The 18,374-nt window shown below is 69.7% G+C and carries 21 protein-coding genes; 6 read left to right on the top strand and 15 right to left on the bottom strand.

The genetic code is table 11. From position 1 onward, the window contains the following. Positions 1–53: 53 nt before the first annotated feature. Positions 54–1,997 (bottom strand): hypothetical protein, encoded by a 1,944-nt coding sequence (locus tag FHR32_RS17780; RefSeq protein ID WP_184755320.1) that lies wholly within the window; start codon positions 1,995–1,997, stop codon positions 54–56. Between the two features lie 165 nt (positions 1,998–2,162). On the opposite strand from FHR32_RS17780, the gene FHR32_RS17775 reads away from it, so the two are divergent. From FHR32_RS17775 to FHR32_RS17765, 3 genes are read left to right on the top strand one after another with little or no spacing between them, the layout of a single operon-like run. Continuing rightward, the gene (locus FHR32_RS17775) at positions 2,163–2,804 is read left to right on the top strand and encodes a hypothetical protein (RefSeq protein ID WP_184755319.1); all 642 of its coding nucleotides are present in this window, start codon (positions 2,163–2,165) and stop codon (positions 2,802–2,804) included. Further along, complete coding sequence (locus FHR32_RS17770; RefSeq protein WP_184755318.1) at positions 2,804–3,463, top strand: hypothetical protein; 660 nt, start codon at positions 2,804–2,806, stop codon at positions 3,461–3,463. The genes FHR32_RS17775 and FHR32_RS17770 overlap by 1 nt, the downstream gene beginning before the upstream one ends. Next, complete coding sequence (locus FHR32_RS17765) at positions 3,460–4,530, top strand: hypothetical protein (RefSeq protein ID WP_184755317.1); 1,071 nt, start codon at positions 3,460–3,462, stop codon at positions 4,528–4,530. The genes FHR32_RS17770 and FHR32_RS17765 overlap by 4 nt, the downstream gene beginning before the upstream one ends. Here the strand turns inward: FHR32_RS17765 and FHR32_RS17760 are convergent. Together FHR32_RS17760 and FHR32_RS17755 are read right to left on the bottom strand one after the other, a co-directional pair. Beyond that, positions 4,520–5,827 (bottom strand): hypothetical protein, encoded by a 1,308-nt coding sequence (locus tag FHR32_RS17760; protein ID WP_184755316.1) that lies wholly within the window; start codon positions 5,825–5,827, stop codon positions 4,520–4,522. The genes FHR32_RS17765 and FHR32_RS17760 overlap by 11 nt on opposite strands. A 56-nt stretch (positions 5,828–5,883) precedes the next feature. Then, positions 5,884–6,435, bottom strand: a complete 552-nt coding sequence (locus tag FHR32_RS17755) for a TetR/AcrR family transcriptional regulator (protein WP_184755315.1) — start codon at positions 6,433–6,435, stop codon at positions 5,884–5,886. Positions 6,436–6,495: 60 nt separating this feature from the next. Here FHR32_RS17755 and FHR32_RS17750 point away from each other — a divergent pair, with 60 nt between their 5' ends. Further along, positions 6,496–7,500 (top strand): DsbA family oxidoreductase, encoded by a 1,005-nt coding sequence (locus tag FHR32_RS17750; RefSeq protein WP_184755314.1) that lies wholly within the window; start codon positions 6,496–6,498, stop codon positions 7,498–7,500. 71 nt (positions 7,501–7,571) lie between these two features. Here FHR32_RS17750 and FHR32_RS17745 read toward each other — a convergent pair whose 3' ends face one another. The 9 genes from FHR32_RS17745 to FHR32_RS17710 form a co-directional block, all read right to left on the bottom strand. Further along, on the bottom strand, positions 7,572–7,868 hold the full coding sequence (locus tag FHR32_RS17745; RefSeq protein WP_184755313.1) for a DUF1416 domain-containing protein: 297 nt from the start codon (positions 7,866–7,868) through the stop codon (positions 7,572–7,574). Further along, positions 7,868–8,707: a sulfurtransferase gene (locus FHR32_RS17740; protein WP_184755312.1), complete on the bottom strand. Its 840-nt coding sequence runs from the start codon at positions 8,705–8,707 to the stop codon at positions 7,868–7,870. Before FHR32_RS17740 ends, FHR32_RS17745 begins: the two co-directional genes overlap by 1 nt. Before the next feature lie 14 nt (positions 8,708–8,721). Further along, positions 8,722–9,120 (bottom strand): DUF4395 domain-containing protein, encoded by a 399-nt coding sequence (locus FHR32_RS17735; RefSeq protein WP_184756578.1) that lies wholly within the window; start codon positions 9,118–9,120, stop codon positions 8,722–8,724. A 63-nt stretch (positions 9,121–9,183) separates the two neighbouring features. Further along, entirely contained in the window at positions 9,184–9,264 is an 81-nt protein-coding gene (locus FHR32_RS47280; protein ID WP_376773371.1) for a putative leader peptide, read from the bottom strand. A 94-nt stretch (positions 9,265–9,358) separates the two neighbouring features. Next, positions 9,359–9,775, bottom strand: a complete 417-nt coding sequence (locus FHR32_RS17730; protein WP_184755311.1) for a thioredoxin family protein — start codon at positions 9,773–9,775, stop codon at positions 9,359–9,361. A gap of 121 nt (positions 9,776–9,896) precedes the next feature. Beyond that, on the bottom strand, positions 9,897–10,694 hold the full coding sequence (locus tag FHR32_RS17725) for an anti-sigma factor family protein (RefSeq protein WP_184755310.1): 798 nt from the start codon (positions 10,692–10,694) through the stop codon (positions 9,897–9,899). Beyond that, a complete protein-coding gene (locus tag FHR32_RS17720) occupies positions 10,691–11,203 on the bottom strand; it encodes a sigma-70 family RNA polymerase sigma factor (protein ID WP_184755309.1) in 513 nt (170 codons plus the stop codon). The genes FHR32_RS17725 and FHR32_RS17720 overlap by 4 nt, the downstream gene beginning before the upstream one ends. A 148-nt stretch (positions 11,204–11,351) precedes the next feature. Continuing rightward, entirely contained in the window at positions 11,352–12,032 is a 681-nt protein-coding gene (locus FHR32_RS17715; protein ID WP_184755308.1) for an LmeA family phospholipid-binding protein, read from the bottom strand. Between the two features lie 154 nt (positions 12,033–12,186). After that, entirely contained in the window at positions 12,187–12,438 is a 252-nt protein-coding gene (locus FHR32_RS17710) for a MoaD/ThiS family protein (RefSeq protein WP_184755307.1), read from the bottom strand. A gap of 205 nt (positions 12,439–12,643) precedes the next feature. On the opposite strand from FHR32_RS17710, the gene FHR32_RS17705 reads away from it, so the two are divergent. Then, positions 12,644–13,357, top strand: coding sequence for a response regulator transcription factor (locus FHR32_RS17705; protein ID WP_184755306.1), 714 nt, complete (start codon positions 12,644–12,646; stop codon positions 13,355–13,357). 104 nt (positions 13,358–13,461) lie between these two features. Here FHR32_RS17705 and FHR32_RS17700 read toward each other — a convergent pair whose 3' ends face one another. Next, complete coding sequence (locus tag FHR32_RS17700) at positions 13,462–15,279, bottom strand: bifunctional metallophosphatase/5'-nucleotidase (RefSeq protein WP_246466190.1); 1,818 nt, start codon at positions 15,277–15,279, stop codon at positions 13,462–13,464. Positions 15,280–15,410: 131 nt separating this feature from the next. Here FHR32_RS17700 and mshD point away from each other — a divergent pair, with 131 nt between their 5' ends. Continuing rightward, positions 15,411–16,415 carry a mycothiol synthase gene (gene mshD / locus FHR32_RS17695; RefSeq protein ID WP_184755304.1) on the top strand — a complete coding sequence of 335 codons (1,005 nt, stop codon included), beginning with the start codon at positions 15,411–15,413 and terminating at the stop codon, positions 16,413–16,415. A 91-nt stretch (positions 16,416–16,506) separates the two neighbouring features. Here mshD and FHR32_RS17690 read toward each other — a convergent pair whose 3' ends face one another. Continuing rightward, positions 16,507–17,511, bottom strand: a complete 1,005-nt coding sequence (locus FHR32_RS17690; RefSeq protein WP_184755303.1) for an inorganic phosphate transporter — start codon at positions 17,509–17,511, stop codon at positions 16,507–16,509. Beyond that, positions 17,512–18,129, bottom strand: a complete 618-nt coding sequence (locus tag FHR32_RS17685) for a DUF47 domain-containing protein (RefSeq protein ID WP_012887642.1) — start codon at positions 18,127–18,129, stop codon at positions 17,512–17,514. Positions 18,130–18,374: the final 245 nt, after the last annotated feature.

The following is an 18,374-nucleotide window of genomic DNA, read 5'->3' as shown; positions in this document are numbered from 1 at the left end:
TCCGAGGGGGACGCACATCCGCATTGACCAGGCCATTGCCACAAACGGACGTTTCATTGGCGTCTGCGCCAGTCCAGTCGGGGTGGCGGCGGGCCGAGGTTCGGCGGCGCGTCCTCGAAGATGCCGGGCGCACGGGGCTCCTCCTCCTCGGCACACTCCAGAGCGGTCTCCTTGATCTCGTCGAACTCCCCCAGCGTGGTCTTCGGGAAGGTCAGTATCGCCGGGTTGGCGTCGGCGAGGCGGACCCGGCGGCCCTGGGCGGTGGCATCGGTGACGATCACCGAGGTGGTGGGGAGCTGCTGGAGCTGGTGGGGCTCGACGAGGAACTCCCGGGACCGGTGGAGCACCCGTTCGGTCTCCCCCATCGCCTTGGTCGCGCGACGGCCCCACTCGGTGGAGGAGGTGATGTCCTCTCTGAGGTCCGGGCGGCTCACATCCCGCCCGTCCCCGTCCTCCTCGGCCTGGCCGACGGTGGAGACGTAGCCGCCGTCCAGCCCCGCCCCGGCCGCGCTGATCGTCTCGGTGAGCTGGGCGAGCTCCAGACGGTGCTCGGTGCCGACGTGCTCGCTGGCGATCCGGGCGTCCTCGGCGTTGCCCAGCCGCATGAACGTCACCGCCGCGTGCCCCCGGCCGAGCCGCTCCCGCACGGTGGGGGTGAGCGACCGGTAGGTGAGCACCAGCCCCGTCCGGGACGTCTCGCAGGCGTCCATCAGCCGGTCGAGCACGTCTCCGCGGAGCTTGTCCGCGCCCGCGACGATGATCGTGTGATACCAGGGCCGCTCGGACGCGGGTGACTGACGCAGGATGTGGGTGAGCGCGGTGGTCACGTAGGTGCCGAGGACCCGGTTGCCGAACACGCCGGCTTGGCGGTCCATGGACACGACCCGCAGGCGCGCGGGCGGCAGCCGTACGGCCTCCGAGCCGAGGGTCTCCAGCTTGCGCAGTTGCGACTCCAGTGCCCAGGCGCGCTCGATCACCACCCGGTCGCTGACACCCCGGCCGAACAGCGTGCCGATCCGTTCCAGCTGGGCCGCGCTGAGCAGGCCGAACCTGAGGTCGTCGCGCGGGTCGCCGACCTGGGCCAGTGCTCGCAGGGCCGCGGTGACCTGGTTGATCGTGGCGTTCTCGCCGAGGACTTCCAGGACACGTTCCAGGATCGCGTTGTCGAACGACAGGTCCCTGGTGGTGCGGTGCTCCTCGCTGACGCTCACCACGTGGGCGAGCACGTCGGCGAAGGCCTCGGGGGGCAGTGTGGCGCCCAGGTCGAGTTTGGGGAGGTCCACCGGCAGCACCCAGACCAGTGGCTCGTCGCCGCCTCTACGCGCCAGCTCGATCAGGTCCTTGGCGATCGCCCCCTCGGACAGGTCGAGCACGGTCAGGTGGCCTCCGCTGTAGAGGCGGGTCGCGCCGAGCAGGGTGATCAGCGCCGACCAGCCCGGCAGCGTGCCCCCGGCGACGTCGATCCGGTCGAGCTCGTCCGGCACGGTGACCGCGTACCAGGTGAGCTGGCGGTCGTAGAGCTCCTTCTTCTCGGCCCACTCCCGGTAGCGGACGGCGTGCTCCTCCTGGGCCAGGAAGAGGTCCCTGTCGCGCTCCCGCCGCTGCCGGTCGCCGACCGCCTGGCGCTCCCGGATCCGGTGACGGACCGCCCGGTTGCCCTGGTAGATCGCGTAGGTGCAGTAGCCGGCCACCCCTCCGGTGGCGGCCAGCCCCAGGGCGGCGAACGACCAGCTCAGCATCTCGGTGAGACCGAGGAGGAGGATCAGCACGACGAGCCCGGTCATGAACACCCTGAAGATCTTCACCGGGCGGTTCAGCATGGCCTCGTTGAGCCGTTCCCTGCGCACCCACTCGGGGTCGACCTGCTCGGTGGTCTCCTCGACGGGGGAGGGCCGTCGGGGGGCCGGACCCGGATCAGGTTGCCGCAGGGCATACTGCCAGCCCAGGTAGATCCGGTCCGCCTGGAGCTGCGCATGCTCGGGATGCACGTCCGCCACGGAACCTCCGCCATTGGGCTCTCGCCGCCTCCGTGACAGCGTAAGAGTTAGACCTCCTATTCGGGCAGCGTTCCCGCCAATCTGCTGTATTTTCCACAGGTTCAACGCCACTTATGGGATGAATGAGTCGGATGGTGTGGAGGCTAGCTATTACCATCCTTTGTCATGACGTCTCCCCCCGGTGGCGAAACCCGGCCCCGGCGCCCGGTCGCAGTGCCGATCGCCGCCCTCTTCGCAGCCACCGGCCTGGGAGTCGTCGCGGCCCTCGGCGGCTTCGGGAAGGCCCCCGAGGAACCGCCCAAACAGCTCGGCCCGGGGGCGAGCCTGGACCAGGGCGAGTTCATGACCACGTTCGTGGAGTCCCGCACGACCGCCGAGCCCGGCTCGTTCGGCGGTCCGAGCAAGCGCTTCCTTGAGGTCGTGCTGAAGGTCGTGAACAAGGGGGACGAGACCACCGGCGTGGGATCTCCCTGGGACCAGAAGAACCGCGGGCGCCTCTTCGGCGCCGGCCTGCTCAAGTTGACGCCGGAGATAAAAACCCCGTACGGCCCCACCGCCTCCATCGTCGACCAGGGCGTCCCGAGCACCCAGCTGCACCCGGGGATCACCTCCACCGTCGTGGTCAGATACGAGCTGCCCGAGCGGCAGCGCCCTCCGCGGCAGGTGAAACTCGACGTCGGCACGTTCGAGTACAACAAAGGCTTCACCCAGGATCTCGGCTGGCTCCCCGTCCAAAAGGACGACGACGGACCACCCGCGGTCGCCGCCCAGGTCACCCTTCCGGTCAGGCAGAAGGGAACCGGCTGATGGGGATCTCCACCCCGGAGCGGACGCAGACGTCCGGCGACCGCCGCGCCTCCTCGCCGCCGGGCAGGTGGCGCAGGCTGGGCGGCCTGCTCGCCGGGGTCGCGCTCGCCGCCGCGGCGGTGGGCGCGCAGACCTTCGCCTACACGCGTGACGATCGCAACGGCCCGCTCACCTGGACCGGCGATCTCGGGGAGCAGGTGGCCGCCTCGCGGATCTCCGTACAGGCGAAGGCGGTGCACGCCGCCAGGGCGGTCGAGACTCCGGGCCTCGCGGGGGAGGGGCCGAAGAGGGCCACGACGTCAGGGATCTTCCTTGTCGTCGATCTGGCCGCGCAGGCCACCTGGGAACCGCAGCGCCTCGCCGCACCCGAGCTGCTCACGGAGGACGGGCGCCGCTACGTCGCCACCGACAAAGTCGACGAGACTCTGACCATCACCCAGTTCTTCGTCCAGCCCGCCTGGTGGGTCTCGGGGGTCGCCGTCTTCGAACTGCCGGTCGCGGAGCTGGCCGGAGCCCGCATCGTGGTCCACCCCGAGCGCGGAATCCTCATCGAACCCTCCGCTCCGGAGGTGGAGATCGACCTGGGACTGGACGAGAGCACCGCGGCACGCCTGGTGTCCGAGGCGAAGGACGTCTACACGCTGGAGAAGAAGAAGTGACGGGCACCCAGCATCCCGAGGACGAGGGTGCCGGCCGCAGCTGGTTCACCCCGCAGGAGAACCAGCCACCGGCAGCCTCCGAGCCCCCGTACCAGGGAGCCACGTGGCCCGCCTCCGGTGAGGCGTGGCCCCCTCCGCCCGCACCCCCTCAGACGCACCCGGCACCCCCGCCCGCACCCCCTCAGACGCACCCGGCGCCTCCCGCCGGACAGCCGGGGCCTGAACCCGCGTCCGCGCCGCCCCCGCTGCGCCGCCCCGGCCGCAGGGCGGCTCCGGCCCCGACCGGCGCTCCCTGGCTGTCCGGTGCCCCGCGCACCTTCTCCGACCAGCAGGTGTGGCCGCCGTCGGGACCCGCGCACGAGCAGCCCGAGGTCTCGACCCAGCCGTTCCCGGCTGTCCAGGCGCCCTCGCTCCCCCGCGCCATGTTCGCCGCGCCCGCCGCGGCGGCCGGCCCCGCGGCACCGCAGGAGCGGCCTCCGCCCACTGCGGCCGGGCCGGCCCCGCGAGGCCGTACGGCCCTGCGGGCCGCCGCGGCCGTGCTGGCGCTGGCGGCCGCCATCGCCGTCCCCACCTGGGACGGCTACACCACCTATCGTGGCGCGCGGCCGCCCGATCAGATCCATTCCCACGCGGTGGGCGAGACCGTGCCTTTCCGGCACGTGTCCTGGAAGATCGACGTGGAGCAGGTCGACGGCATGCCCGGCAGCCGCCCGCCGGCGGCGGACCAGCAGTGGCTGAGAATCAGGGCCACTCGGATCTCCCTCGACCCCGAAGGGGTGATCCGGAGAAACGATCCCGAGTTCGAGGTCAAGGACTCCGGCGGCCAATCGTGGAAGGCGGAGAGCCTCGACAACGACCTGCCCGCGGAGGCGAAGGATCACCAGATCAACACGCCCTACCACTACAACGTGATCAGCCTGGTGCCCCGGGCGCTCGCTGCCCGGCTGGAGGTCTGCGTGCGCCCCAGTCCTGCGCGGATGATCGAGAACGAGTCTGTGGAGGACATGTTCAAACGTGCCGCGAAGGAGAAGGAGCTGAGCGACAACGTGCTGTGCTTCAGGCGCTGAGCACCTCTCCGGCCTCGCGGCTCCGGGTGGCCGCGATGTCGAACGTCGCCGCCAGGAGACAGACCGTCAACGTCTTCACCAGGAGGTCCCTGACGACCCCGGCCGGCGCGCCGAGGGCCACCCAGATGTAGGGCTCCTCGTTGCCGATCAGCATCTTGACGCCCTGGCTGGCATAGTCGGCGCCCACCTGCACGAGCACGTAGCAGAGGCAGAACATGCCGAACAGCGCGGCGCCGCCGCGGACGGCCAGCCGGAACGCGTTGGCGGGCGGAACCCAGCGCTCCTGGAACCCGGTCGTGGCCCGGGTCATGGTGGAACGGGTGAGCGAGTGGGTCTGCTCCATCCGGTCGGCCACGGCGTCCAACCGGGTGCCGCGCACGACCGCCCGGGTGTCCTCGGCGAAGGCACCGTAAACCAGCGCGGCGACCGTCAGCCAGGTCAGGGGCTCGATCAGCGCGGAGACGACATAGGGCCATACCTCCCCGACCGCCGTCCAGAACGCCTTCCACCCGGGGATGCCGTCCTCGGCCTGCTGGATCCAGTCGCCGGCCATGGCCAGGGCCGTCCGGCTGGACAGCCAGTCCGATCTCGCGGAGACGAGAGTGCCCATCGCGTTGAGGCCGTAGAAGGCGAAGGCCAACTCGAAGAAGGTGGTCGCCATGCCGCTCCCCTTCACCTTGCCGTTCGCGTGCCACCAGCCGAACAGCACCTTGAGAAGGTAGGCCACGACCGCGATGGCGATCGAGAGCCGGACGTCGAGTCCGACGAGGCCGGTGCCGGTCGTGGTCTCCTCACCGGCGAACGCCTTGGAGAAGATGTCCTCGCCGGCATGGTGCGTGCGGTCGAGCGCGGTGAACTCCCTGGCGTCCTCCACGTGGAAGCTCCAGGCCATGTAGATCGCGGCGAAGATCAGGGTGGCGCGGTTGAGGGCGCCGAACAGGCCCTCGTCCGCCTCCTCTCCGGCCCGCCGCGCCTGGATCTCCCGGAGCGCACCGCGTACGGAGTGCAGCATGCCGACCATGACCACGAGCTCGTTCAGCACGATCAACGTGAAGATCAGCATGGTGACGACCAGCCGCACCTGGCGGTAGTCACCGTGAGAGACCTCGGCGCCCGCCCACATCAGCGCGGCGCGGATCGCCCGGCCCGCGGAGAACCAGAGCACCAGCGAGATCGCGCAGGCGCCGAAGATCCTGAGCGCGTGCAGCGGCAGCGCGTACGCGGTGGGCGTGGCCGGCGTCCGGCCGGCGGCGGGCGGCAAGGACGGGGGCGGCGGCATAACAGACGTTCCGGACACTCGATGAATCGTAGCGATCGACCACCACCGGTCACAGCGGAACACCACGGCCGGGCTCAGCGGATCAGGCTCCAGGTGAACGCCGCGATCTCCCCGGCCGGGCGGGGCGGGTGCTCCTCCAGCCAGCAGGTGACCACCCCGACGAGCGCACCCGCCAGGTAGTGGGCGTGGACCTCCGGCGGCACGCCGTCGTGGCCCGGGGGCCGGGAGCCCGCCGCGAACGGGCCGCGTAGCTCCGCGACCAGCGCCTCGCGCAGGCGGGCGCAGAAGCGGGCGCTGCCGTACGGCCCGAGCATCCGCCGGTACAGCGGAGCCCGTGCGCCGACGTGCTCGAACAGGGCGACCAGCGACGCCGGGACCGGACCGGCCTCCCGGTAGGGGCAGCGGGCGGCCTCGGCGGCCAGCTCGCCGATGGCGGCCTCCATCGCGTCCAGCACCAGGTCGTCGCGGTCGCGGTAGTGGACGTAGACCGTGGCCCGGTTGACCTCGGCCCGCTGGGCGATCTCGGCGACCGTGATCGAATCGGGGTCGCGCTCGGCGGCGAGCTCCAGGACGGCGGTGCGCAGCCGGGTGCGGGTCCGGCGTACTCGCGGATCGTCTTCGGTCATACGGCCAAGATTAAGCGACATCCGTCGAATAAACGACAGGTGTCGTTTGTTGCATCGGTCATGAAGCGCATCGAAGTCTGGGCCGACATGGTCTGCGCCTGGGCCTACATCGGCAAGCGACGCCTGGAGAAGGCCGGGTTCGGCGAGGACGTGGAGATCGTCTGGCGCCCCTTCCAGATCGACCCGATGGCTCCGGCCCCGGCCGAGCCGCTGTACGAGGCGCTGCGCGGCCCGATCGCCGACGGAGCCCTGCAGGCCTGCCACCCCGACCTGACCCCGGCGGAGAACCGGGTCCGCGTCTCCGCCATCGCGGCCGAGGAGGGACTCGGCCCGCCCTGGGGCGCCGTCTGGCGTCCCAACACGTTCGACGCCCATCGGGTGATCGCCCTCGCCCACCAGCGGGGCGGTTCTGCCCTGCAGGACGCCGTCGTGGAGCGGATCCTGCGCGCCCACTTCGTCGAGGCCTCCGACATCGGCGACCGGGCCACCCTGGTGGCGCTCGCCGCCGAGGCGGGGCTGGACGGCATGGCCGAGGCGCTCGACGCCGGGGAGGGAGTGGGCGAGGTCCGTTCCCAGCTCCTGCGCGGCAAGGCCATCGGCGTGGCCACCTCGCCGACCTATGTCGCAGGCGGCACGGCGGTCGCGGGCGCGCAGTCGCCGGAGGTCCTGGCGGACCTCCTGCGGCAGGCCGCGCCCGAGCGCGAGCTCCCCGACGAGGTCAGACTGCTGCGTCAGGCCGAGTCTCTGCTGGACGTCCGGGACCCCCTCGGCGCGCTGCGGACGCTGGAGCCGCTGCTGGCCGACCACGGCGACGACCCCGCCGTCCGGCTGCTGGCCGCCCGCGCCTACTTCGGCTCGGCCCAGCTCGGCCGGGCGCGGGAGACCCTGGAGTCACTGCTCGACCGGGCGCCCGGCGACCACTACGTCAGGTTCCTGCTCGGCAGGACCCTGGAGCGGGCCAACCGTCACGCCGAGGCATTGCCGCACCTCCGGCTGGCGGCGGCCATGTCCGCCGACCCCGGCTACGCCGACGCGCTCCGCCGCGTCGAGAGCCGGGTCCCGTAGGAACCTCTCGGAGACGACTGAGGGCCGGCACCCGCGAAACGGGATGCCGGCCCTCGGCCGTTACTTTCGGATCAGACAGCCACGGCGAGCTGGGTGACCTCACCCAGGCGGGCCTGGGCCTTGATGTCCTTGGTGACGCCGCCGCCCGCGATGATGCGGACGGTCCAGTCACCGGGGGCGGCGAAGAAGCGGAAGATGCCCTCGTCGGACACCACGACCTCGCCGGTGAACTCGCCGGAGTGGTCCAGCAGGCGGGCGTATGCCGTACCCGCGCCGGACACCACTCCCTGGATGACGGCCTGGGTCGAAAGGTCGACCCCGGCCGGGAGGGCGATCGTCTGTTCCGGAGCTGCGCAACCGTCGGTCATTATCGGGCCTCTCCCAGTTCGATCGGCACGCCCACGAGCGAGCCGTACTCTGTCCATGAACCGTCGTAGTTCTTGACGCTGGCCTGGCCCAGAAGCTCGTGCAGCACGAACCAGGAGTGGGCCGAGCGCTCACCGATTCGGCAGTAGGCGATGGTGTCCTTGCCGAAGTCGACACCCTCGCCCTCGTAGAGGGACTTCAGGTCCTCGTCGGATTTGAAGGTGCCGTCGTCGTTGGCAGCCTTGGACCACGGGATGTTGCGGGCGGTCGGCACGTGACCGCCGCGCTGCGCCGCCTCCTGCGGGAGGTGCGCGGGAGCGAGCAGCTTGCCGGTGAACTCGTCGGGCGAGCGCACGTCGACCAGGTTGAGCTTGCCGATCGCGGCGACGATGTCGTCACGGAAGGCGCGGATGGACAGGTCCTGGTCCTTGGCCTGGTAGGCGGTGGTGGGACGGTTGGGGACGTCCCTGACCAGCTCGCGGGAGTCGAGCTCCCACTTCTTGCGGCCACCGTCGAGCAGCTTGACGTTCTCGTGGCCGTAGAGCTTGAAGTACCAGTAGGCGTAGGCGGCGAACCAGTTGTTGTTGCCGCCGTAGAGGATCACGGTGTCGTCGTTGGCGATGCCCCGGGAGGAGAGCAGCGCCTGGAAGCCCTCACGGTCCACGAAGTCACGGCGGACCGGGTCCTGGAGGTCCTGCCTCCAGTCGACCTTCACGGCGCCACGGATGTGGCCCTTGTCAAAGGCACTGGCGTCTTCGTCGACTTCGACGAGGACGATGCCATCGGTGTCGAGGTTGGCCTCGACCCAGTCAGCGTCCACCAGGACGGCGGAGCGGCTCATGGAATCCTCCGGGATTATCTTGCGGCGGGCAGTAAACGGCGAATGACAAGGAACATCTCGCAGCCCAGACAGAAGCCGAAAGCTGCGTTGAGGAAGGCGGCGAAGAGAGCCGCGGCGGTGGCGCCGAGGGCCAGCGGCGTGATCTGCGTGACGTACCCGACCAAGCCCACCAGGGCGAAGGCGAGGCCGACCCCCTGCGCGAAGCGCGGCGGGGCGGCGTCCTCCAACTCCTTGGGAGGGCTCTTCACTATCCCTTTGAAAATCATCCCGTACGGCGAGGCGCCGAAGACGCTCAGTGCGAACACCGCCGCCTGCGCGGCCAGCAGCCACGCGCTCCCTGTGACCAGGACGAGCGCGAGGACGATGGTCGTCACCGTTGCCGCGAAGCGGAGAGCCCTGGGATCAGCCTGCATCACTCGATGCTCCTGAAGGGTCGTGCAGATCGGTGCGGCTCAGAGGCCGCTTGAGATCGCCCTTTAGGAAACGCGACAGAGCGCGGTGGTCACACGGCAGAAATCCACCGCGCGCCGCTTCGTCAGCAGCTCTGTCGTAGGCATCATGTCGATGACATTACCCCGACGTTCCGGGATCTGTCACATCCTCGTCCAGTTCCTGAGACAAGGTTGTTTTACGGGCGATAGGGTTCGCGGCTCACTCGCCGACCGCGAGGCCCAGGGCCCCGATCACGTCGGCCTTCCGCGGCTGGCCGGAGGCGCGTTTCACCACCTGCCCCGACGCGTCGAGGATCAGCACGGTCGGGGTGCGCAGGATGTTCAGCGAGCGGACCAGATCGAGGCGGGACTCCGCGTCGATCTCCACGTGTGCCACCCCCGGCACCATCTCCGTCACCTCGGCGAGGACCCGGCGGGTCGCCCGGCACGGCTGGCAGAAGGCGCTGGAGAACTGGACGAGCGTGGCCCGCCGTCCCAGCTCGGCCTCCAGGTCACCGGATGTCAGCCGCTCCACGTCTCCCCCAACCTCACGCGGCACGCCGCTGCGCCGGCGCATCACCACACCCACCAGCGTGGCCACGCCGAGCGTGACGAGCACCACTGCCAATCCGGTCACAGAGCACGACAACACCCGGTCACACCACGCCATTCCCCCGGGAACCCCCATCCTGCGGGAAGAGGGCTCTCTCCCGGCGGGTCACCGCTCAAAGCGGGAGCCTCCTCCGAGCGGTCCCCGCTCAGGGGAAGCGGACGCTGACCAGCAGCCGGCCTCCGGAGGTGACGATCTCGAACCTGGAGATGCTCGCCGGAGGGATCGTGGTGGTGCCCGCGAAGGCGCCCGAGCTGACGTAGGCGGCCCTGTCCACGATCCAGTTCCCGGCCGTCTCCCGGCCCCCGCCGACCGCGACCACGTCCAGCCGGCAGCGGGTGCCCTGGGCGACCCCGGAGAGCATGACCTTGATCTTGGTCGCCTCCGCGCCCGGCGCCACGGTCACCGTGGCGTGGACCCCGTCGTTGCCGCCCTGGACCGTCCGCTCGCCGTCGCCCTGCTCCAGCATGAGCTGCGGGTTGGCGTCCTGCGCCGGCGAACGGGAAGACCTGGGAGCCGGTGTGGGGGCGGCCCTCTCCTTCGTCAGAAGTGGCTCGTCACTCCCGGTGGCGGCCGACCGGGGCGCGGACACCGCGGCGTCCCGCGCGGGCGGGGCGGACTGGGTGACCCACCACGTGCCGCCGAGCCCGACCAGGAGGACGGACGCGGCCAGCGAGAGCAGCGCCCGCGTCATCCGGCGCCGCTTGACCTTGGCGCTGAGCAGCCGGTCCAGCACCGCCTGGGGCGGGCTGGCCACCTGCGCCACGTCCGCCTCGGACACCCGTCCGAGGAACGCGGCCACTCCGGTCAGCTCGTCGAACTCCGCCTGGCAGCCGGCGCACTCGGCGAGATGCGCCTCGACGAGCACGCACTCCTCGGGCTCCAGGGCCCCGAGCACGTACGCCCCCAGCGATATCCGTACTTCATCACATGTCGTCATCATCATGGCGCGAGCCCCCGCTCCTCCAGCGCCAGTTTGAGCGCCCGGAGCGCGTAATACGTGCGCGACTTCACTGTTCCCGCCGGGATGCCGAGCGCCTCGGATGCCTCCTTGACCGACTTCCCCTGGTAGTAGACCTCGGCGAGCACCTCGCGGTGCTCGGGCCGCAGCGTGGCCAGCGCCTCGGCGATCGCCCAGGAGTCCACGGCCCGTTCGAGCTCGTCATCGGCGGGCAGCACGGCGAGCGCCTCCGCGCCCGTCTCCGGGGGGCGCGCCTTGCGTGCCCGGTGCTGGTCGACGACGAGGTTGCGGGCCACCCTGAACAGCCATGCCCGGATGGGGCGCCCGCTGAGAGCGTCAGGATGGCGCCAGGCCCGCAGCAGCGTCTCCTGCACGATGTCCTCCGCTCTCCCCGAGTCGCCCGTCAGCCGCAGAACGTAGCCGTAGAGTGGCCCGCCGTGTTCGTCGAAGAGCGCTCTGACAAGCTGCTCGTCGGCGGTTCCGGCTTGACTCACCTCCCCATGACGTACGGCGGGGCGGATCGGTTCAGTCACGGGATCGGCCCTGCGACGGGAGCGGCCCGATCACGGGATCCGCTCGGACATGGAAGCGGGTCCGGGCGTGGAAGCGGGTCCAGAGCGGGTCCGGCCATGTGGGCTGCCGTCAGCCTTGGAGGGGCACGTTGGACGCCTCGCCGGAGACCTGGAGCCCGCCCGGGACGGTCTTCACATCGGTCACCTTGAGGTTGAACGGCAGATTCTTGATCGGAATCTGGTAGGAGAGGAACCGCTCCGGCCGGGGCACCGTGACGCCGCCCGCCAAGGTGACCTGCTCGGGGACGAACCGCACCCCGTCCTTGACCAGATCGATCTTCATCTTGGCCTTCACCGGCACCTTCCGGCCGAGCACGGTGATCTCTCCGCTGACGTTGAAGCCGTCGCCGTCGACCTTGGCCTTGATCCCTTCCGGGGCCTTCTGGTTCAGCGTCTCCACCGGCACCACCACGGTACCCGCCACCCGCTCGGCGCGTACCTCCACCCGCTCGGCGTGGAGCACCAGGTCGTTCAGCGGTGCGGTGACGCCGTAGAGGACGAAGTCCACGCTGGACAACCGGAGCCCGGCGATGCTCATGGCGCCGGCGGCGACCTTGACCTCGTCGTACCGCCCGGCGACCGCCTGGGTCAGGAACGGGATGCCGTCGATGGTCACCTCGGGCGGGTTCGCGAGATCGTACCGGGCGGTCACCCGTGTCGCGATCTCCCGCTGCACCCCGGCGACCGCGACCCTGTCCAGGATCGCGAGAAGAACGAGCAGCAGAATCAGAAAAGCGGCCAGTTTGCGCATCCGGCCCCCCGTTCATTCTCTGGAGTGGGTGGGCCAGCCTGCCCTCGCAGCACATTCCCCGGTAATTTTTTCCAAAACGCGGCACCAAAGATCGTCCACTCGGGGACCGGTCCTCGGCCGTCGCGCCCTTCGCCGACTCCGGCCACCGCGATGATCAGCCTCCCGCGAAGGGAGGAAGCACCTCGACCGTCGCCCCGTCGGCCAGAGTGACGGTGTCGTGCGCCCGCCTGCCCACCGGATCCCCGTTCACCAGGAAGGATGACCGCCGGACGACGCGGGCCAGTTCGTCTCGGCCCGCTGTGATTTTCGTCATCAACTCGGCCAGCGTCACCGCCTCGAACGGCTCTTCGGAGACGCCCGCCGCGTCTTTCGCGGCCGCCCAGTAGCGAACCATGCCCCTTGCCATCCGTGGACCTACCCCTCCAACACACTTACGGTTACCGCACCATTACTATGAATTCACAGGGAAAACCGGTGTTCACCAGATGGACGCTCAGTGGACGCTTCAGCCTTGTGGGCTATCCTCACCTACTACGGGACCTGGGCGACGTAGCCCCCGGGTCCTTACGTGTTTGTACGGCTATCGCCGGCATGACGCGGGAAGGAGCATAGTGAGCAATCTCCTGCTGCTCACCAACGCCCTTGAGCCCTCAACCGAGGTGCTCCCGGCGTTGGGGCTGCTGCTGCACTCGGTCCGGGTCGCCCCCGCTGAGGCGTCCGCGCTGATCGACACCCCACCGGCCGACGCCATCCTGGTGGACGCGCGCCGCGAACTCGTCCACGCCAAGAGCCTGTGCAGGCTGCTGCGGACCACGGGCGTCTCCTGTCCCCTCTTCGTGATCGTCACCGAGGGCGGCCTGGCGGCGATGACCGCCGAGTGGGGCGCCGACGACGTGATCCTCGACAGCTCCGGTCCCGCCGAGGTCGAGGCGCGGCTCAGGCTGGCCGTGGGCCGGCTGAACCTGTCGGCCACCGAGGAGGTCCCGGACGAGATCCGCAGCGGCGACCTGTCGATCGACGAGGCCACCTACACCGCCCGGCTGCGCGGCCGCGCGCTGGACCTGACCTTCAAGGAGTTCGAGCTCCTGAAGTACCTGGCGCAGCATCCCGGCCGGGTCTTCACCCGCGCCCAGCTCCTGCAAGAGGTCTGGGGCTACGACTACTTCGGCGGCACCCGGACCGTGGACGTCCACGTCCGGCGGCTGCGCGCCAAGCTCGGCGCCGAGTACGAATCGCTGATCGGCACCGTGCGCAACGTCGGCTACCGGTTCGTCCCCGAGCGCGGCAACGAGGCCGCCGAGGAGCGCGAGCCCGCCCGCCGCTGACCGCACCCGTTCACGGGCCGTCCCGGTGCCGGCCGTACCAGCGCGTGGGAAAGGCCCACCGGACGAGTCCGGTGGGCCTTTCCCGTGGCCCCAGAGAGGTGGGGCTACGGGGTGACGGTGATGTGGGTGGGGGCCGGGGGCGTGATCGACGGGTTCGCGGCGAAGTAGGCGGCGAAGGCGTCGATGTCGAGCGGGCCGCTCCACAGGTCCGTGCCGTCCTTGAACCCCAGGAAGGCGTCACCGCCGCCGACGAGGAAGTTGTTGGCGGCGACCCGGATGGTCTGGGTGTCCGTGACGTCGGCACCGTCGATCTTCAGGTTGGAGACCTTCGAACCCCACGCCGCACCTGTGCTGTAGGTGTAGGTCAGGTTCGACGACGGCTGGAGGATCTTGGTGAAGGCCTGGTTGTTGGGCCCGCCGGTGAACTGCTGCTCCAGAACGGTCTTGAGCTGCGCGCCGGTGAGCGTGACGACCTGCACGAGGTTGTTGAACGGCTGCACCGTGAAGGCCTCGCCGTAGGTCACCACGCCGTCGCCCTCCTTGGCGGGCGAACCCGGGTAGGTGAGGGGGGCGCGCACGCCGCCCGGGTTCATCAGGGCGACCTGGGCGTTTCCGCCGGTCCTGGTGGCGGCGAGCTGGCCGTCGGCGATGAGGTTGCCCAGAGGGGACTCACCGGAGGCGGACGCGGCGTTGGTGATCTCGGCGGTGATCCTGCCGATCGGCTTGTCGGCCACCGAAGCGACATCCTTCTGCCGCTCCACGACGAAGTCCGAGATCTCCTTGTCGGGGGTGACCGTCCGGGTCACGATCTGGTTGTCGGCCACGACCGAGGAGCGCACGACGTCGCGGGTCCTGACGTCCACCTGGAAGTCGACCTTGGTGATCACCCGGCCGAACGAGCCGCCCTGGCTGTACAGGCGCGTGCCGCCCTTGGGGTCGGACACCTTGCACAGGTAGGCCTGGTGGGAGTGGCCGCTGAGGATCATGTCGATCTCGGCGTCCACCTGGGTGGCGATCCGGTTGCCCGCGCCCGGCTGGGTGGCGCAGGCGTCGGGCGACTGGCCCGCGGTGACCTGGTCGCCCTCGTGCACCAGCACGACCTGGGCCTTGACACCGACCAGCTTGAGCAGCTTGGAGGCGACGTTGGCGGCCTTGACCTCGTCGATGAACTCCAGGTCCTTGATGCCCTCGGCGGTGACGATGTTGGGGGTGGTCTGGGTGACCAGGCCGATGAAGCCGATCGGCACGCCGTTCATCCAGCGGATGGCGACCGGGGGCAGCGCGGGGATGCCATAGTTCTTCAGCAGGCCGCGCAACGCGGCCGTGTTCTGGCCGCCGAGCGCGGCGAGCGTCTCCTTCTCCGCCTGCGCGGAGGCCGCGCCCGGCCGCTTGAAGATCACGTTGGCGCCGAGGTAGCTGTAGTCCGCGCCCTTCCACTCACCTGCGGGCGAGCAGCCGTCCACCGGGTGGCAGCCGCCGTGCATGATGCGCCTGAGCTCGGAGTAGCCCTCGTCGAACTCATGGTTGCCCACGGCGGAGGCGGTGATGCCGATCTTGCCGAGGAACTCGACGGACGGCTCGTCGTGGTAGGCCGCGGAGAGCAGGGGGCTGGCGCCGATCAGGTCGCCCTGGGCGACCTTGAGCGTGTTCTTGTCGGAGAGCTGCTTGAGGTGCGTGGCGATGTAGGCGGCTCCACCGGCGTCCACCGTGGCACCGTTCTCGTCGACCATGCGGCCGGACGAGCCGGTCGGCGGCTCCAGGTTGCCGTGGAAGTCGTTCAGGGAGAGAAGACGGACCGGAACGGTCTTGGCGACAGGTTCGGCGGGCTTGCCGCCGGCCTCGGCCGGGACCGTCGCGAGCGCGAGACCGACGCCGGCGAGGGCACCGGCAAGGACCAGCCTCTGGAGGGAACGAGACATCATGGAACACGACATTAGGGCGACAATCTATGCAGGGAATGTCCGAGAGGTAACGATTCACCTGACGAGAAGATGGCGCTTTTTGCCAGCACCCGACGATCCGGTGACGTCCGGGTCCGCCTAGAGTCCAGAACATGAACGCGCACGTGGAACACCGAGGACGACTGGACGAGCGGGAGGTGGCCGCCGTTCTCGCGGTGGTCGAGGCCGCCACGGAGGCCGACGGCGTCAGGCCGCTCAACGAACACGTGATGCTGCACCTGCGCTACGGCGGCGACGACCGGGCGGGAGCCGTGCTCCTGTACGTCGGAGACGACCTGGCCGGCTACGCCCACGTGGATCCGACCGATCCGGTCGAAGGACCCAGCGGGGAGTTGGTGGTCCACCCCGCGTTCCGCGGGCAGGGCCACGGACGGCACCTGCTGCAGGCCGTACTGGAGCAGACAGGGGGGCGGCTGCGCCTGTGGGCGCACGGCGGGCACCCGGGAGCCGAGGCCCTCGCCTTGTCGACGGGGTTCACCAAGATCAGGTCACTCTGGCAGATGCGCCGCTCGCTGTTCGCGGCGATCCCCGCCTTCGAACTGCCCGAGGGCGTACGGCTGCGCGCCTTCGTGCCCGGGTCCTCCGACGAGGAGGCCTGGGTGGCGCTCAACGCCAAGGCCTTCGCCCACCACCCCGAGCAGGGCGCGTGGACGCTGGACGACCTGAAACGACGCGAGCAGGAGCCGTGGTTCGACCCGGCGGGTTTCTTCCTGGCGGAGCGGCCGGGCGGGAGCGGAGACGGCGGCGGCGACACGGAGGCGGAGAGCGGCGGTGACGGCACGGCGGGCGGCGGCACGGCGGATGGGGACGGCACGGCGGGCGGCGGGCGGCTGGTCGGCTTCCACTGGACCAAGGTGCACGGCGACGGCGGCCATGGGCACGAGCCGATCGGCGAGGTCTACGTGGTCGGCGTGGATCCCGCCGAGCAGGGTGGCGGGCTGGGCAGATCGCTGACCCTGGCGGGCCTGTCCCATCTCAGGTCACGGGGCCTGGCCCAGGTCATGCTGTACGTGGACGAGAGCAACCCCGCGGCGATCCATCTCTACGAGAAGCTGGGTTTCACCCGGTGGGACGTCGACGTCATGTACCGGAGATAACACCGGAGGCGACCCCCTACGGCGGAGCGGTCGTGCGCCGGAACGGGAGAACGCCGGCCGGGAACCCCCGGCCGGCGTTCGGTGATGATGGCTACTCGACCATCCAGTGGAGCGCGTAGTAGGTCAGCGCGGCGACCAGCGCGGCGGCCGGGATCGTCAGAATCCAGCCGGTCACGATGTTGCCCGCGACGCCCCAGCGCACCGCGGACAGCCGTTTGGTCGCCCCCACGCCCATGATCGCACTGGTGATCGTGTGCGTCGTGGAGATGGGTGCGCCGAAACCGATGGCGGCGGTGTAGAGGACGGTGGCGGCGGCCGCCTCGGCTGCGAATCCCTGCGGAGGGGTGAGCGCGATGATCCGGCGGCCGAGCGTCCGCATGATCCGCCAGCCACCCGCGTAGGTGCCCAGGGAGATGGCCGTCGCGGCGGACAGGATGACCCACTGGGGGATCGGGTCGCCGTCGTTCTGGTATCCCCCGACCACGAGTGCCAGGAAGATCACACCCATGGTCTTCTGCGCGTCCTGCAGGCCGTGGCCGAGAGCCATGGCAGCGGCCGAGATGGTCTGCGCGTGGCGGAAGCCCCGATTGGTCTTCGCCGGCTGGGAGTGACGGAAGCCCCACAGGATGGCGATCATGATGATCGCGGCCAGGAGGAAGCCGAGCACCGGGGAGAGGATCATCGGAATGACGACCTTGTCCACCACCCCGTCCCAGTGGACGTTGCTGGACGAGGCGAGCGCCGAGCCGACCAGACCACCGATCAGGGCGTGGCTGCTGGAGGACGGCAGGCCGAAGTACCAGGTGATGAGGTTCCAGGTGATCGCGCCGACCAGGGCGGCCCCCACGATCACCAGACCGTGGCTGCCCTGTGGGGCGTCGATGATGCCCTTACCGACGGTCGCCGCCACCTGAGTGCCCAGATGGGCACCCAGGAAGTTCATCGCCGCGGCCATGAACAAGGCGGCCCTCGGCGTCAGCGCACGCGTCGAGACCGAGGTGGCGATCGCGTTGGCTGCGTCGTGGAAGCCGTTGGTGTAGTCGAACGCCAACGCCACGACCACCACGCCGATGACGAGTGCGAGCGTGAGGTCCACTCAGCTTTCCTTGACCGCGATCGACTCGATCGTGTTGGCCACGTGCTCGAAGGCGTCGGCGGCCATCTCAAGCTGATCGATGACCTCCTTCATCTTGAGGACGGTCAACGCGTCGTACTCCCCGCCGAAGAGCTTGGCGAGAAGGCGCCGGTAAACCTGGTCAGCCTGGTTCTCCAGCCGGTTGATCTCGATCCAGTACTCGTTCAGGTTTCTCATCGAGCGCAGCCGGGGCATGGCCTCGGCGGTCAGTTCGGCGGCGCGCTCCAGGACCTCGACCTGACGGACGACCTCCTTGGGGAGGTGGTCGATCTGGTACAGGACGATGAGGTCGGCAGCGGCCTCCATGTAGTCCATCACGTCGTCGAGGTTCGACGCGAGGCGGTAGATGTCCTCCCGGTCGAAAGGGGTGATGAAGCTTTCGTTCAGCCGGTTCATGATCGCATGGGTGCGTTCGTCACCGGCGTGCTCGCAGGCGCGCATCTTCTCGGCCAGGGCTTCCCTGTCCGATCCGTCGCTGATGATCTCTACCAACAGACGGGACGCTGTGACGAGGTTGTTCGCCGAGTCGGCGAACAAGTCGTAGTAGCTGTCCTCACTAGGCGTGAGACGCAGGCGCACGTCGTTCTCCAGATGTGCGGGGATAGTCCGCAGAGAAGGGTACGGGTTACCAGCGGAAATACGAACTTCGCCCGCTAGACGCCTACTCTTCCAGCTGTCGCTACCCGACGTATACCTGGCGACACCCGGCTTGAGGCAGCGTTGGCGGCATCTTTCCGATGACCGTTTTGCTGGTTTTGGGCCATGTTATGCGGAAACTGAGCATAGACGTGGTTCTTCCCCGGAGGGATGACCGGCCTGCCATC

It is taken from the genome of Streptosporangium album (assembly GCF_014203795.1).
In the GTDB taxonomy this organism is placed as follows: Bacteria; Actinomycetota; Actinomycetes; order Streptosporangiales; family Streptosporangiaceae; genus Streptosporangium; species Streptosporangium album.
This window is presented reverse-complemented; position numbering and strand designations above follow the sequence as displayed.